Genomic DNA, 15,974 nt, shown 5'->3' on the forward strand with positions numbered 1-15,974 from the left:
TGAGAGCACCAGAAGTTAATACGGCATCGGTCGTGTGACCTTTTGGAACTCAACACAGGAACGTTTATGCCTACAGTCCCGGCTCTACGCCTCGCCCCTGCCGAAAACGCAGTACGGGCACAGTTCGCCCACCCACCCGCGCTCGAAGCGAGCGCCCGGCACATGCTCGCCGAGGCCATTGCGCAGCGCTATCCCTCACTCCAGATCGACCTCGAACGCACCCGGCTGGCCGTGCCCAGGCCAGGGGGCGGCTGGACGCTGGAGCCGTTGATGCCCAAGGTGCTGGATTACCTTGGCAGCGCTGCGCAACTTGATTTAAGCCCCGTCAACACACAGCCCTTCTACCTGACCGATAACGCCCCCGAATGGCTCAAGCCAGAGGATGGCGAGCTGGATATGCAGGTCATCGAGACGCTGATAAAGGAGCTCAGCTGGCGCCTGCCCATCGGCCTGCAAGATGCCTTGAACACGTATTGGACACAGAATGCCGATACCGGGATCAGTCGTTGGCAGTGGCTCAGTGATGTACTCAAGGACACTCTGACGATTGGCTCACTCCAGCAAACAGACCTGACACCCAGCGCCCTTGCGGCACTTAATCAGGTCATCACCACCCCGAACCATGAAGAGCGAGTCCGCCTGTTCGCAGAAAACGCCGTTCGCGCCTATTGGCTCCAAGCCACTTTGCTCACTGCGGGCGTGGTCCACTCGGGGCTCAGCTCACGGATTGTTCTGGCAACCCGGGATCAAGTGCTGCTGTGCAGGCCTGATGGCAAGACGCTCCCCTACAAAAATCTGGGCGCATTGAGCCGCGCCTGGGCCAGGCAGATCAGTCGCGCCTTCACCGTCAAGGAAATCCGTTTCAAGCATTTTGAGCTTGAGGGCAATGTTTTCGACGCTGGGGCCGCTGCCATTTTGAACCGGCAACTGGAGCGCACAGGCGCGCTGAAGTTGCCTGCCCATATCGGCTGGCAGGCACTGGAAACGGTTTACCAGGCGATCACCGATACCTCGCAGTTCTTTGTCGGGAGCACTCAAACCGACCTGCACAGCCTTCAAACCCTTCACAGACATCTGCCTACCTGGCTAAGCAACGCTGGCGCTGGCGACAAAGCCCGCTACCGCCAATACAGCCTGGCCCTGTCTACCGCCAAAAAAATCGGCAAAGGTCAGACCTACCTCTCTGGCATCAACGATATTCACGGGTACGCCGTCGATGCGCTGCAGCGACAGATGCGCATCGACCAGCAGCGTTTCGAGCCGGGCGTTCCTGTCCAGGCCAGCGAGGATCTCTTCAATCCCGACGCTATTGAGCTGACTTTTCTGACGGCTGCAGGATTGCCAGGCGCTGCGGGCATTGTGGAGCCCGTCACCATGAGCCTGACCGAACTGGCCCTGAAGAACCTGTTCGGTCGACCCACAGGCAGACTCAGCCTGCGCCATCGTCAGGGCCTTGAGTTGCCCGCCTGGTTGACACGTGACTACATCACCCAACGCGGCGGACTGATCGAAAAAGTGGATATCGGCAAGATGTACCCCAGGCATCTTGAAGACAGGCTGCTGAGCAACACAACCGAGGCGCAAACTCGCGAAAAACTGTTTGCCGTCCACCTCAGCGGGCAGCTTGCGCTGGAAGCGCTGGAGCTGAGCCTCAAACAAGAGAATGGCATGACCGCGCTCGGCGCACGCTATGTGGCAGCAGTGCTGCAGACCAGCGTGGACGCGCAAAAGGTCGAGGGCACGGCGGTGGTCATTCGGCACTTGGCGCTGGTGCGCCACCCGCAAGCGCTGCCTGATAGGGCGAGCAACATGTTCATCATCGAACCTGCCGATGCCGAGCGTGGCCCCCATGTGTTGTACCGTCCGTTTTACTCACCCTCATTGCTGGAATTCACGACCCGCACAGCCCTGCTGGACGCGATCGCCGAACCCTCGCCACTGCAATCCAGCGTACTGACCTGGTTGAGCGACCTTGCCCGCCCGATCTACGACAACGGTGGTTTCAAAGAGCCTCATTACGTGCGCTTTGGCCTGGGCAGTGACTTCGCCCCGATTCAAACACCCGCCCCTGCACAACTGGCAATCAACGCCAGCAGCGACGAATTGCTGCAATACCTGCATAACGGTCGTTTGATGCAGTTTCTGTATGGCAGCAATGCCCGAGCGCTGGTGGAACAGGCGAACATCGACTCGGTGTCCAATCAGGAAAGCCGCTGGCGCGTATTGATCGAAGGGGGCGGCCTGGTTTTCAACGCCTTGTTGCTACTACCTGGCGGGCCTCCCGCCGTCATGCTTACCGCCGGGTTAATGAGCCTGGCCAGCCTTGCCAGCAAGGACATCCCCGCACTCACCAGCAGTGACCCGGCGACCCGCGAACTGGCAGCAGCCGATGTGCTGTTCAATCTGTGCCTGTTGCTGCTCCACCAGTCCCTGACCGTTGTGCAGCCGCTTGCACCTTTGCCCGAAGGGCTGATGGCGCAAGTGCTGAGGCCACGGGCCCCAATCCGTATCCGGGAGGTCTGGCCGGAGCCTTCACCGCCCAATGTTGTTACGGGCATCGCCGCCCTGCCCGGCGAATACCCCGATGCGGACAGCACAGTGCTGGACTTCAGCTTTGCCAACGCCCATGACCGCCTCACCCCCAGCCAGCGTAAGCAGCTGGGGACCTTTGAAGTATTGCAGCCAGCGATCCTGCCTCCCCCTCAGGCCAGTGGCCCGAGCAAAGGCCTCTACCGCATTGGGCAAACTTGGCATGCGTTGATCGAACAGGGCCTGTACCCCGTTGATGTCGCCCCCCCAGGCGTGGCGGTTATCGTTTCAGCTGCCGATATCAACCATCACGGCCCAGGTCTCAAGTCGGACAGCCACGGCAACTGGTCACTGGATCTGCGCCTGCGCTTGCTCGGGGGGATGCCGCCCAAACGGATCGCGGCATTGCAACAGCACAAAGCGCAGCGCATTCGCGAACTGGAGGCCCAAATGAGTGATTTTTTCCCCGTGAGGCTCCGCTGCAAAAAACTGTTGAGATTACCCATGCAGCGCTCAAAAGGGCGATGGCGGAGCCTCGCTTCAGTGCTGAGCAAGTCGCCGCCTTTCGCGACAGGCTTGGCACCGCCCTGCATGCTGAATTGAGCGAGTACCAGGCACTGCTGGCCACGGCTCAGGAACGCATCGAGCTGAAAATACCGTTTCACGAAACGATCATGGTTTCGATGCTGGAGAAGGCCTTCTACAACCGCTCAATTTCCTTGTCCATTTCGGCAAGTGAACAGGCGGCGCAGATTGCAAAGTGGCCGCAGTTCACCACTCCGGGGCCGGACCTTGAGGCGGCAGCGGTTGAAGACCCGCAAGGGTTTATAGCGTCCATCCGGGAACAAATAGCCCTCAACGAACACACCATCGAACGTATAGAGCAAAGAGATGGCTATCTGGATCAGTTGTTCAGCCTCGGCGACGCGGGGGTTGCAACTGCCACCGAGCTGGTCCGGGGGCTACCCGTCGGCGGGCACACAAGCCTGACCCTCAAGGGTTTCCAGCTCGACTGCCTGAAACTCGCCAGCTCAAGGCTTGCGGCAGGCAGCCTCATCGAAGACAGCCTCGACAACGCCATCGACCCTCTCAAGGAGCACATCTACACCCACAACCAGCTCAACACCCTGGAGTTCGAGGCCAGCAAACGCCTGGAGATACTGGGTAGCCTCGCTGAGCAGTACGGCCAGGCCCTGGATACGGTGCAGGGCATCGGCCTGCTGTATGCCGATGAACTGCAGCCCGAGTACTTCAATCAACTGCACACGCTCCTGACAGATCTGTACCAGGAGGCGACTAAGCAACTGGCTACCGAGATCAGGCCTCCTGCTAAACCCAGTGGAAAAAGCCCCCGTAAACGCATGCCGTCAGCAGCCGGCATGCGTCCAAAAAAGATGATCAGCGTACGCGGCAAGGGCAAATTGATTGGTGAACTAAGACCCGCAGACAGCGAATGGCAAAATGAGGTGATCGAAGTCCGCTCCGATTACGACCGGCAACTGCTGTCGACCTACCTGCAACACGGGGACGAATGGGTCCAGATCAAGACCGAACGTCCTTCGCCGCCTGCCAGTACTCGAGCGCTCAATGTCATCAAGGGGGACGCTCGCAAACTGCTGGCCACGTTCGCGGGGTATCTGGACAAAGCCCGGCAGTACAAGATCCTTTCCCGGCACCCCCAGGAAGTCGAAGAACTACTCACTTACCAGGCTCGCAAGCTCGACAACCTGGCAACCGAACTGCACCTAAGCCTTCAGACCCTGCCCCCGGCCTCACGACTGGCGGACGATCAAACCCTGATGGACACCCTGCGCAGGGCTGCCCGGCAAATGATCGACGAAGGCCGGGCAATGCGCATTCAATTGAGCCTGCAACTACCACCCACACACGGCAACCTGCACTACCTGATTGATCAGGAACGGGTCCAGATCGCCGCTCTCGGCAGGCGCATCCAGTTAACGGGCGAACGTCGGGACTTTATCCAGGAATATGCCATCAACGACCGCAAGGGTTATCCGCTGTGGTATGCCCATTTTCACTATGCCGAAGCAGACACTGCGAAGCAGGACTACACCGTCGCCCACTTGAAAACCAAAGCACAGCGCACGCTCAGTTATTGGTCGCAGCTGGCCAACGCTAAAAGCGGGCAGGCCATTGTCAACGTCCACCGTGGCCAGATCGGCCGGTCACTGGCAGAGCGCTGGTTTCTGCCAGTGGCCCAATAACCCGCAGGCTAGAGGGGCCGCTCAGCGCGCTATCAGGCGCGCCAGGCCGTCGAGCAAACGCTGCAAGGCGCCCTGGTTGAGCTGCATCACCTTGAGGCCCGCCTGCGCCATGCGCTGCGCGTCTTGCGGCAACTCAAACAGGCGCTGCACTGCGACGGCCAGACCTTGAGCATCATCAACTTCTTCCAGGGCTGCGGCATCGCGCAGTTTGGCGGCAATTTCGAGGAAGTTGAACAGATGCGGCCCGCTCAGCACGGGCTTGGCCAGCGCAGCCGGCTCCAGCAGATTATGCCCGCCGTTGGGTACCAGGCTGCCGCCAACAAAGGCGCTGTCTGCCAAGGCATATAAAAACAGCAACTCGCCCATGGTGTCGCCCAGCAGCACTTGGGTTTGAGCTTCAACCGACTCGCCACTTGAGCGGCGCACGGTGGCAAACCCTTCGCGCCGACACAGCTCGAATACCGAATTGAAACGCTCAGGATGACGCGGCACCAGAATCAGCAGCGCATTGGGGTAACTGGCCAGCAATTGACGATGGGCCGCCAACACGATCTCGTCTTCGCCCTCGTGGGTGCTGGCTGCGATCCATACCGGACGCTCTTGCGCCTGCCATTGCTCGCGCAGCTCACGGGCCTTGATCAATAGCTGAGGGTCAATGCTCAAGTCGAACTTGATCGATCCAGTGACCTCAACACATTCAGGTCGCGCGCCCAGGAGCCGAAAACGTTCGGCCTCGGCCTCGGTCTGCACGGCGATCAGGCTCATTTCTTCAAGCATTGGCCGGGTCAGCCCGGCAAACCGCGCATAGCCTTTGGCCGAACGTTCGGACAACCGGGCATTGGCCAGCGCCACCGGGATACCGCGCTTGGCGCACTGGTGGATATGGTTGGGCCACAACTCGGTTTCCATGATGACGCCAAGCTTGGGCTTGACCCGCTCCAGAAACCGCGCCGCCGCCCACGGCAAATCGTAGGGCAGGTAGCAATGCTGAATTCGCGGCTCGTTGGCGAACAGGGCCTGGATCCGTTCCGAACCGGTCGGCGTCATGCAGGTCACGGTGATCGGCAACTGTGGATAACGCTTGAGCAGCTCGCGAATCATGGGTGCGGCGGCAATGCTCTCACCCACCGAAACGGCATGCACCCAAATCCCGCCCGGCTGCATGGCCGGCAGGTTCATGGCGAAACGTTCGCCAATGCGCCGGGCATACGCGGGTGCCTTGCGTGCCCGTAACCACAAGCGAATCGCCACCAGCGGCAGCCCCAGATGAAACAGCAAGGTGTAGAGAGTTCTATTCATGGGCACGGAGTTTACTTGAAAACGGTAATCACGATGATGGCACTGCATCACGCCTGCGGTGTCGAAATACCCCCGGCACCTGTCGTAATCGAAACGTACTACACACTTTTACATTCACTAGAATGCCTTACTGTTAAATTGCCCCGCACCACACTCAGGACTCCACCCATGAACGCCTACTACTACTTGGCCATCGCCATTTGCGCCGAAGTGATTGCAACCGTCTCCATGAAGGCGATCAAAGGCTTCAGTACTCCACTGCCACTGATTCTGGTCATTGCTGGCTACGCCACGGCGTTCTGGATGCTGACACTGGTCGTGCGCACCATCCCCGTAGGTGTGGCTTACGCCGTATGGGCGGGCATGGGGATTGTGATGGTGAGCATCGCTGCACTGTTTATCTACGGGCAGAAACTCGACATTCCGGCAATGATCGGCATGGGCCTGATTGTGCTGGGCGTGGTCGTTATCCAGCTGTTTTCCAAAACGGTGGGGCATTGAAACAGCCCGCCCTGTAGATACTGTGTTGCCAACCGGCCTGTTTAGAGAAATGTGCTTCGCTAAACAGGTCGGCCTGTAGGCCGCCTCGGCGGGCCGTTGATCTTGTTTTTGCACTGGTTTTTGATCTGCCTGCCCTTCGGGAGGCCGAGCGCAGGTTCTGCGTAGTGGGTCGACCGGCATGGATGCCGGGAGAGCCGTGTTGGGCCAGGGATGGCCCGTCACGGCGTGCCCACGGAGCGGGACCGGAATGAGGGAACCTGAGCGCAGCGAAGGCCGTACGCGGGGGCGAAAGCGCTTTGGTTACTTTGCCGCTTTTGCAAAGTGACTCGCTGTAAGAGCGAAACCATCATTTCAGTTAACCGCGGATGCCGGATATGTACCCCGTGTGCCAGTTGTTTTGCGAAGCGCCCGCACCTATGCCGAGTCCATATCCATTCGATATGTCACGGTTCTCTACGGGTTCCGCCCTTACGGCGGGTCACTTTTTCCAAACGCCGAAAAAGTAACCAAAAAGGCTTGCCCTACCATACGGCCGCCTCGCCCAGGCTCGGTGGTTCCCTCACTCCGGCACTGTCATGGGGGCACGCCACGACGGGCCATCCATGGCCCATCGCGGCTGGCGCGGCGTCCTGCCGCGCCACCCCCATAACAGCACCTGCGTTCGGCCTTCTGTGATGGGCATTCGCGTCGTCTGGACATTAGTGTGGCTCCAGCAAAAGCAAAAAGCATCGCAGACGTCACAGAACCCTACGAAAAACGGTTTAGCGCCAACATACAAGCCGCTGACGAGGAACGAAGGCTGCGAGCTCTTCCAGGTCAAGGCAGGTTGAAGATCAGACTGTATACTTGCGGTCTTTGTCTTTAAACGCTGAGGTCGCTCATGCCATCTGTTATTTCCACCGACGTGCTGATTGTCGGCGCTGGTGTTGCCGGCCTCTGGCTCAATGCCCGTCTTCGACGTCAGGGGTTCTCCACGATTGTGGTTGAACGTGAAAGCCTGGGCGGCGGTCAGAGCGTGAAATCACAGGGCATTATTCATGGCGGCGCCAAATACGCGCTACATGGGGCCCTGACCGGCGCCTCGGAAGCCATCGCCGATATGCCCAGGCGCTGGCGTGAAGCCCTGGCCGGTAATGGCGAGCTGGATCTGAGCGGCGTGCGCCTGCTCTCCGAAGCCCATTACCTGTGGTCCCCCGGTACCCTGGCGGGCAATCTCACCAGCTTCTTTGCCAGCAAGGCCGTACGTGGCCGGGTCGATCAGGTCAAAGGCGACCAATTGCCCCCTGCTCTGCAAGATCCGCGCTTCAAGGGCAAGGTCTATCGCCTGGCAGAGCTGGTGGTCGATGTTCCGAGCCTGATCGAGCGTCTGGCGGAGTTGGCGGGTGACGGCCTGCTGGCTGGCCAGAACATTGAACCCCTGTTTGAAAACAACGAACTGATCGGCCTGCGGGTCGACGGACGCGACATTCATGCCCAGCGCATCGTATTGAGTGCGGGCGCAGGCAATGCCGAGCTATTGGCCAGCGCCGGCATCAGTGTTCCAGCCCAACAGTTGCGCCCGTTGCACATGGTGATGGTCAAGGGCCCAAGCCTCAAGCCGCTGTACGCCCATTGCCTGGGCGGTGGCCCCAAGCCGCGCGTTACCGTGACCACACACCCGGCAGCAGATGGCGAGTGGGTGTGGTACCTGGGCGGTGACATCGCCGAAGCCGATGGGGTTGCCCGCGAACCTGCCGAGCAAATTGCCGTTGCGCAAAAGGAACTGGGCAATTTGCTCCCTTGGGTCGACCTGAGCCAGGCGCAATGGGCCACGTTGCGGGTCAACCGCGCCGAGCCTGCGCAGTCGGGCCTTGTACGCCCGGACAACGCCTACCTTGCGGATCAAGGCCGCCTGATGGTGGGCTGGCCGACCAAGCTGGCATTGGCGCCTGACTTCTCGGATCGTGTGATGCAGGCACTGGAGAACGACGGTATCAAGCCGGGCAATACCCCGGCCTTGCCTGAGTTACCGCGCCCGCCTTTGGGCAAAACAGCCTGGGAGCAACTGTTGTCATGAGCCAGCCAACCCTGCACGCATTTCATCGCCCGCTGGGCAGTACCGGCCTGTTGGTTTCGCCACTGGGCCTTGGCACCGTCAAGCTGGGCCGTGACCAAGGGGTCAAGTATCCCAGCGGTTTTCAGATCCCGGATGATGACGAAGCGCGGATGCTGCTCAAGCTCAGCCGTGATTTGGGCATCAATCTGATCGACACTGCGCCCGCCTACGGCCGCAGTGAAGAACGCCTGGGCCCGCTCTTGCGCGGCCAGCGTCAAGACTGGGTGATTGTCAGCAAAGTGGGCGAAGAGTTCGTCGACGGCCAGTCGAGCCACGATTTCAGCGCGGCTCATACACGGCGCTCGGTGGAGCGCAGCCTGCAACGTTTGGAAACGGATTTCATCGACCTGGTGCTGGTGCACTCTGATGGCAATGACCTTGCGATTCTCAATGAGTGCGAGGTTTACGAGACCCTGTCCGAACTGAAACGCGAAGGTAAGATTCGCGGCTTCGGCCTGTCAGGTAAAACCGTCGAAGGCGGGCTGAAGGCCTTGGAAACAGGCGACTGCGCGATGGTCACCTTCAACCTCAATGAGCAAGCCGAACTGCCGGTTATCGATTACGCCGCAGCCCACGGCAAGGCCATTCTGGTTAAGAAGGCCTTGGCCAGTGGACATGTGTGCTTGAGCCCGGGGGTTGATCCGGTGCGCGCCAGCTTCGAATTGGTATTTGGCCATCACGGAGTTGCCAGTGCTATTGTCGGTACCATCAATCCGCTGCACCTGGCCCATAACGTGGCGACTGTTGCGCAGGTACTGCGTAAAACCTGAAGCCGCCGATGTGGCCGACCCCGACGCAAGAAGGAGCCGAGATGCCGCGCATGCTGATCCGCAAGAACCCCAGCGACTTCAAAACCCTGCCGTTGTTTGTCGAGGCCACGCCTGAAGGCTTGAGCTATCAAAGCGTCGGGATGCCGCTGAACTTCACGCAAACCCTGCAAAAACGCCGACCGGTGAAAGTGGCTAACAGTGAGCGTTTTTCACTGGAACTGGCGAATCTTGGCGTATCGGTACGCCTGACCTTGCATTGGCAAGGCCGCGATTACTGGGTGTTGGTGCGCCAACGCCGTCAGGATCGGGGCGATGTGGTGCTCAAGCTGATCTCGGGCTATGTCCCCGCCCATGAGGTCAACCTGCCCCTGCACACCGCCATCCAGGAAATTGCCGAAGAATGCTTGCTGGAAACCCCCGAGGGTTGGCTTAGCGGACGCTTCAACGAAACATGGCTACCGGCGCCCTATGCCGCCGCCCTGCATTACCGTGAAGCCCTGCCCTTTCGCCTCACGCCGCTGTCTGGCGCAGCGCGGCCCGTACGCTGTGGCAGCCAGCCCCTGCTCGAGCGGCCACGAACCTACGTGCATTTACCGACGGCGTCACTGCAGCTGATATACGACCTGCGCCTGGAAGTGCCAAAGGAGGCCAAGTCCCTGAGCCTGTTTCATGTCGATGAGCGACTGGAAGGTGATCAACTGGTCGCGCGCCTTGATCGCAAGCGCCCGGACCTGTACCTGATCCCGCTGACCGATGGCCAGCCCTGCGCCGAACTGTACACACTCACCAAAGACCAACTGCACCCCGCAAGTACCCGGGGCGTGCGTCTGGCCGAGAGCTTCGCGCCTCAAGACGGCTGGGTGGTACACGACGAACGGATTCACTGGAAAGATTGGGTCAAGCAGCAAGGCCTGAGCCCGCCGACACCGGAGTCCAGGCTCAAGCGCCTGACCGGTAAGGCGCGGCAGATTTTCAGGAAGGTCGTGAAGAAGGCTTGAGCGCAGCGCTCTGCACATGTGGGAACGGGCTTGCTTGCGATACAGGCGGCTCGGTCTGTCAGAAGAACCGAGTCGATCTCATCGCGAGCAAGCCCGCTCCCACAGTGCATCTGCCGGGTAATTACTGACCGCGGATTTTCTCGACAATCGCCGTGGTCGAGCTGTTTTCAACCAGCCCCAGCACTTTTACCGTACCGCCATAAGCCGCCACGATATCGGCACCGACCACCTGATCGATCCCGTAATCGCCGCCCTTGACCAGCACATCCGGCTTGACCTGGGCCAGCAGGTTTTCCGGAGTCGCTTCAGGGAAGCTGATCACCCAATCCACCGCGCCCAAGCCAGCCAGTACGGCCATGCGCCGGTCAACGCTGTTGATCGGGCGCCCCGGGCCTTTCAGGCGACTCACGGAAGCGTCATCGTTGACCGCCACGATCAAGCGATCGCCCTGGGCCCGCGCTTGTTCCAGGTAGGTCACATGACCGGCATGCAGGATGTCGAAGCAACCATTGGTGAAGACGATTTTCTCGTTGTGGGCCCGCGCATCTTCGATGGCCTGCAACAGCTGATCGAGACTCAGCACACCACGCTCCGAACCTTCGGAACGCTGAATCGCCCGGCGCAGTTCCGGCGCACTGATAGCGGCCGTACCCAGCTTGCCGACCACAATACCGGCCGCCAGATTGGCCAGCGCCACGGCGTGGGGCAGTTCTTCGCCGGCTGCAATGGCTGCGGCCAGGGTCGAAATGACGGTATCGCCAGCGCCTGTCACGTCAAACACTTCACGAGCCCGAGCGGGCAAGTGCATGGCCGCAAAGCCCGGACGCAACAAGGTCATGCCATGTTCGCCACGGGTGACCAGCAGGGCCCCCAGATCCAGATCTGCCATCAGCTTGGCGCCTTTGGCCACCAGATCGGCCTCATCGGTACAGCCACCGACGATAGCTTCGAACTCGCTGAGATTGGGCGTGATCAGGCTTGCGCCACGATAGATCGAGAAGTCCTTGCCCTTGGGATCAGCCAGCACCGGAATGCCTCGGGCGCGTGCGGCCTGGATCAACACCTGATGGTTTTTCAAGGCGCCCTTGCCATAGTCGGACAGCACCAGCACCTTGATGCCTTCGAGCAGGTTTTCAACTTCAGCGCCCAACGCCAGGGCGTCGGTGGCGAACGGCTCTTCGAAGTCGATACGCAGCAGTTGCTGGTGACGGCTCATGACCCGCAACTTAACGATGGTCGGCTGATGCGCGATACGCTGGAACAGTGCACGAACACCGGCGCCTTCAAGCCGATTGGCCAGGCTGTCGGCGGCTTCATCGTCGCCGGTCACACCGACCAGTGAGGCAGGCGCACCCAGTGCGGCAATGTTGAGCGCAACGTTGGCAGCGCCGCCTGGACGGTCTTCGATTTGCTCGACCTTGACCACCGGCACCGGCGCCTCAGGGGAAATCCGTGAGGTCCCGCCATGCCAATAACGGTCGAGCATGACATCGCCTACCACCAAGACAGGGGCTTGATCGAATCGCGGCATGGACAACTTCATGGAGATCCCACATACAAAATGAACAGGGGCGCGATATTAACACAGGGTGAACGCAGGTCAGTTCACGGTATTAATCGCAGCGAATGAGAATCAGGCAAAGCGAAAGTGTTGTGTAGCCGCTGCCGAAGTATTCGCCAGCGGCTACACAATGCTAGGCGATATCGCCAGAGGTTTGCGGGGCATCAAGGCCCATTGAGTGAAGACGCGCGTAGTAGCCGTTTAACGCCATCAACTCGGCATGGGTGCCGCGCTCGACAATCTGGCCCTGATCCATGACCAGGATCAGGTCGGCTTTCTCGATGGTTGTCAGGCGGTGAGCGATCACCAGGGTAGTACGACCCTTCATGACGTGGTCGAGGGCTGCCTGGATATGACGCTCAGACTCGGTATCCAGCGCCGAGGTGGCCTCATCGAGGATCAGCAACGGCGCGTTCTTGAGCAACGCCCGGGCAATCGCCAGACGCTGGCGTTGACCGCCGGAAAGCAGCACGCCGTTCTCGCCGACCTGAGTGTCCAGGCCTTGCGGCAATTGCTCGATAAAGTCCATCGCGTAGGCATCACGCGCGGCTTTTTCGATATCGGCACGGGGAGCACCTGCCAGATCGCCATAGGCGATGTTGTTGGCCACGGTGTCGCTGAACAGGGTCACATGCTGAGTCACCTGGGCAATATGTCGACGCAGGTTAAGCAGGCGGTAATCTTCGATATCAACGCCATCGAGCAGAATTTCGCCCGACGTGTGGTGATAGAAGCGCGGAATCAGGTTCGCCAGTGTCGACTTGCCGCTGCCGGAACGCCCCACCAGCGCCACCATTTGCCCCGGCTCGGCCGTGAAAGTCACGTCCTTGAGCACCTGACGGTCTGTGTCAGGGTAGGTGAAGTTGAGGTTACGCACGTCAAGACGACCGCTGACGTGGTCGCGCTCAACAGTGCCGGTGTCGACTTCAGGTTGTTCGTCCAGTTGCTCAAAGATGCTTTCAGCGCCGGCCACACCCTTCTGGATTGTCGAGCTGACTTCAGACAGCTGACGAATCGGCTTGGGCAGCAAACCTGCCAGGGTGATGTAGGCAATCATGTCGCCTGCCGAGGCATCGCCGCGAAGGTACAGCACCAGGAACATCAGGACGCCCATGGCCACGTAGATGACCAGTTGCAACATCGGGGTATAAATCGCCCCGGTGCGGGTCATGCGCAGTTGCTTGTCAGTGTTGCTCTGACTGGCTTCCAGAAAGCGTTTTTGCTCGTAGGCTTCACCACCAAAGCTGCGTACAACGCGATAACCCTGGATGGTTTCCGAGGCGACGTGTGTCACGTCGCCCATCGCCACCTGGATTTTCTTGCTTTGCTTGCGGAATTTCTTGCTGGCCGTACTCACCATGACTGCAATCAGCGGCAGGATCGCAACCATCACCAGCGTCAGGCGCCAGTTCATCCACAGCAACGAGCCAAACAGGAACACAACGGTCATGCCTTCACGGATAACGACCTTGATCGCATCGGTGGCAGCGCCAGTAACCATGGTCACGTTGAAGGTGATACGGGAGATCAGATGGCCGGAGTTGTGCTTGTCAAAGTAGCGGTTGGGCAGTACCAGCAGGTTGTTGAACAGCTGGACCCGCAAGTCATGCACCAGGCCCAATGACACCTTGGCCAGGAAGTAGTTGCCCAGGAAGGAGCCCAGGCCCTGCCATGCGGCGATCAATACGATCAGTATCGGCACGACCTGCAACAGGCGCAGATCACGCAAATAAGGAATAGTGGGAAACAGCACTGCGTCCGGATTGGACAGGCCATCGACGAAATACTTGAGGATGTAACCAAGCATTGGCTGGGTCGAAGCGAAAATAAGAAACCCGAGGATGCTCAGCAGGAACAGGCCGACATAAGGCCGGACATAGCTGAGCAGGCGCAGATATATCTTCAAGCTCGATTCGCTTGTGCTGGGGCTGGATTCGGTCATATCACGCGGCGGTTAGTAAAAAAGGAAGCTGACTTTATCACAGCTTCTCTGGTGTACTGACTGCCGCTTGAAGCCCGGCCTCGCAGGGCAGTAAAAACGACACGTCAGGGCCAGTACGCTAGTATGGCCGTCCAAAACCTGGAATGAACCTTTCAGCATGCAATTCAGTTACTTAAATTATTCAAAGCAGCGGGTGTTTGATTTCATCTGCCTGTGGCTACTCCCTGTCGGCCTTTTATTACTCCTCTCCGACCTTTATTTCCTGCCCGGGCGCAGTCTGCATCACAAGTTGTATTACGGCCTGTTCAGTATTCCGACCCTTATTGCGATTATCTTGCGGCCCAGGGAGCTGAAAGAAATCCTGCGTGACCCGATAGTCCTCGGCTTCATGCTATTTGCCGCCTGGGCGATGGCCAGCCTGATGTGGACTAACGGCGAAGAAGACTTCTTGGGCTCGCTCAAGCCGGCCCTGCACCTGCTGATGCTGTTCTGGGGCTGCACGCTGCTGACCCGATACCGCAGTGAAAGCCTGCAGCCGGTGTTCTTCGCGGCGGCGATCATCGCCTTGGTTGCGACCGTCTATAACCTGTACATGTTTATCAGCCATTTCGCCCCGCAAGACCGGATGGTGGGGGCGGGAGCGTTCGACAATCCACTGCTGAGCTCCCACGCTTTCGGCTTTTTCTGCATTTACTGGCTCACCCTGGGCATGACCTGCAAACGCCCGCAGATCCTGTTTATCGCGATCCCTGCTTTTACCATCATGTTCGCAGCACTGCTGGCCACCGGTTCCAGAACCCCCCTGGTGGCAGTGGTCATGGCCATGGTGTGGTTGAGCTTTATCTGCTGGAACCGTCGCTCATTGGCGTTGATGAGCATGCTCATCACGGGTGGAGTCGTGGTGATAGCACTGTTCTCCGAGATGATTATGAGCCGCGGCAGCTCATTCCGTTTTGAGCTGTGGCAACTGGTGCTTGAGCAGATCAAGCTGATGCCCTGGATCGGGCATGGTTACGAATCGACTCTGAGCCTGGATCCGGGTGCGGGCTTACTGTTGAGCGAACCTCACAACTTCGCCCTGGGTGTGCTTTATTACACCGGCATTCTGGGCTTCACGCCCTGGCTGTTCATGCAGGTCTGGGGGCTGTACAGCAGTTGGCGCCATCGCGTGCAACCGCTGTTCATCCTGGCGTCTGCCTGGCTGGTGTACGGCATCGGGGCCGGCCTGACTGAAGGCGGCGGCATATTGCCAAGGCCCAAAGAACACTGGTACCTGCTGTGGATCCCGCTGGCCCTGATTGCTGCACTGAGCATCAACCAGCGCTTCAAGACCCTGCGTGACCGGCCTGTTCGCAGCCTCTCCCGGGCAGCTCTGGACACCCTTCAGGCCCATGCACACGTCATTGAAGAAGATGGTCTGGGGCCAAAAGTCCTGCGCCTGGAAAACGGTAACTTCCTCAAGCTGTTCCGCGGGCGTCGCTGCTACACGTCCGGCAGCTTTAACCCGTACTCCGAGCGCTTTGCCGTAAACAGCGAGCGCTTGCAGGACATGGGGATTGCAGCGCCTAAAATCCTGGACCTGTATCAACTGACTGACGGCAGCACTGCTGTGCTCTATCAGCCGCTACCGGGCCAAACCCTGCGTCAGGTGATGCAATCGATGGGATCGCCTGCGGTTCGCCAGGCACTGGTTGAGCGTTTCGGCAAGTTCCTGGCGGTCTTGCATGGCAAGGGCGTTTACTTCCGCTCGCTGCACTTGGGTAATGTGTTGCTGATGGACGATGGTGAATTCGCCCTGATCGATATCGCCGACATGCACATCTACCCTTCATCGCTCCGGATCGCCTTGCGCAAGCGCAACCTGCGCCACATGCAGCGCTATCCTGAAGATCGTCGCTGGTTGTTCGAAGAACAGCTGCAGGCGCTACTCGACGGCTATGCCAGCTTGGCTGATCCTGTGGCCGTTAACAGCCTTAGCCAGCAGATCAAGGTACAAGCGGCAACCTGATGCATCAGGGGGAGCACCTTCAGGTGCTCCTGGCCAGAACCGTATA

The 15,974-nt window shown here is 59.4% G+C and carries 10 protein-coding genes; 7 read left to right on the plus strand and 3 right to left on the minus strand.

From position 1 onward, the window contains the following. Positions 1-66 precede the first annotated feature (66 nt). Together RGV06_RS12595 and RGV06_RS12600 are read left to right on the plus strand one after the other, a co-directional pair. On the plus strand, positions 67-3,132 hold the full coding sequence (locus RGV06_RS12595) for a dermonecrotic toxin domain-containing protein (RefSeq protein WP_322150127.1): 3,066 nt from the start codon (positions 67-69) through the stop codon (positions 3,130-3,132). Further along, the gene (locus tag RGV06_RS12600) at positions 3,054-4,754 is read left to right on the plus strand and encodes a hypothetical protein (RefSeq protein WP_322150128.1); all 1,701 of its coding nucleotides are present in this window, start codon (positions 3,054-3,056) and stop codon (positions 4,752-4,754) included. The genes RGV06_RS12595 and RGV06_RS12600 overlap by 79 nt, the downstream gene beginning before the upstream one ends. Before the next feature lie 21 nt (positions 4,755-4,775). Here the strand turns inward: RGV06_RS12600 and waaA are convergent, their stop codons facing one another. Continuing rightward, positions 4,776-6,053 (minus strand): lipid IV(A) 3-deoxy-D-manno-octulosonic acid transferase, encoded by a 1,278-nt coding sequence (gene waaA / locus RGV06_RS12605; RefSeq protein ID WP_048352386.1) that lies wholly within the window; start codon positions 6,051-6,053, stop codon positions 4,776-4,778. A gap of 168 nt (positions 6,054-6,221) precedes the next feature. Here waaA and RGV06_RS12610 point away from each other — a divergent pair, with 168 nt between their 5' ends. From RGV06_RS12610 to RGV06_RS12625, 4 genes are all read left to right on the plus strand, one after another. After that, the gene (locus RGV06_RS12610) at positions 6,222-6,554 is read left to right on the plus strand and encodes a DMT family transporter (RefSeq protein ID WP_046809161.1); all 333 of its coding nucleotides are present in this window, start codon (positions 6,222-6,224) and stop codon (positions 6,552-6,554) included. An 880-nt stretch (positions 6,555-7,434) separates the two neighbouring features. After that, the gene (locus tag RGV06_RS12615) at positions 7,435-8,610 is read left to right on the plus strand and encodes an NAD(P)/FAD-dependent oxidoreductase (protein ID WP_019825399.1); all 1,176 of its coding nucleotides are present in this window, start codon (positions 7,435-7,437) and stop codon (positions 8,608-8,610) included. After that, entirely contained in the window at positions 8,607-9,419 is an 813-nt protein-coding gene (locus tag RGV06_RS12620) for an aldo/keto reductase (RefSeq protein ID WP_046809159.1), read from the plus strand. The genes RGV06_RS12615 and RGV06_RS12620 overlap by 4 nt, the downstream gene beginning before the upstream one ends. A gap of 41 nt (positions 9,420-9,460) precedes the next feature. Then, on the plus strand, positions 9,461-10,417 hold the full coding sequence (locus RGV06_RS12625; RefSeq protein WP_019825396.1) for a hypothetical protein: 957 nt from the start codon (positions 9,461-9,463) through the stop codon (positions 10,415-10,417). Between the two features lie 121 nt (positions 10,418-10,538). Here RGV06_RS12625 and hldE read toward each other — a convergent pair whose 3' ends face one another. Continuing rightward, the gene (hldE, locus tag RGV06_RS12630) at positions 10,539-11,960 is read right to left on the minus strand and encodes a bifunctional D-glycero-beta-D-manno-heptose-7-phosphate kinase/D-glycero-beta-D-manno-heptose 1-phosphate adenylyltransferase HldE (RefSeq protein WP_019825394.1); all 1,422 of its coding nucleotides are present in this window, start codon (positions 11,958-11,960) and stop codon (positions 10,539-10,541) included. 151 nt (positions 11,961-12,111) lie between these two features. Continuing rightward, positions 12,112-13,920 carry a lipid A export permease/ATP-binding protein MsbA gene (gene msbA / locus RGV06_RS12635; protein WP_019825392.1) on the minus strand — a complete coding sequence of 603 codons (1,809 nt, stop codon included), beginning with the start codon at positions 13,918-13,920 and terminating at the stop codon, positions 12,112-12,114. A gap of 157 nt (positions 13,921-14,077) precedes the next feature. Between msbA and RGV06_RS12640 the strand changes: the two genes are divergently transcribed. Beyond that, on the plus strand, positions 14,078-15,928 hold the full coding sequence (locus tag RGV06_RS12640; RefSeq protein WP_322150129.1) for an O-antigen ligase family protein: 1,851 nt from the start codon (positions 14,078-14,080) through the stop codon (positions 15,926-15,928). The last annotated feature ends 46 nt before the right edge of the window (positions 15,929-15,974 follow it).

This window comes from Pseudomonas sp. CCI3.1, assembly GCF_034313985.1.
In the GTDB taxonomy this organism is placed as follows: Bacteria; Pseudomonadota; Gammaproteobacteria; order Pseudomonadales; family Pseudomonadaceae; genus Aquipseudomonas; species Aquipseudomonas psychrophila.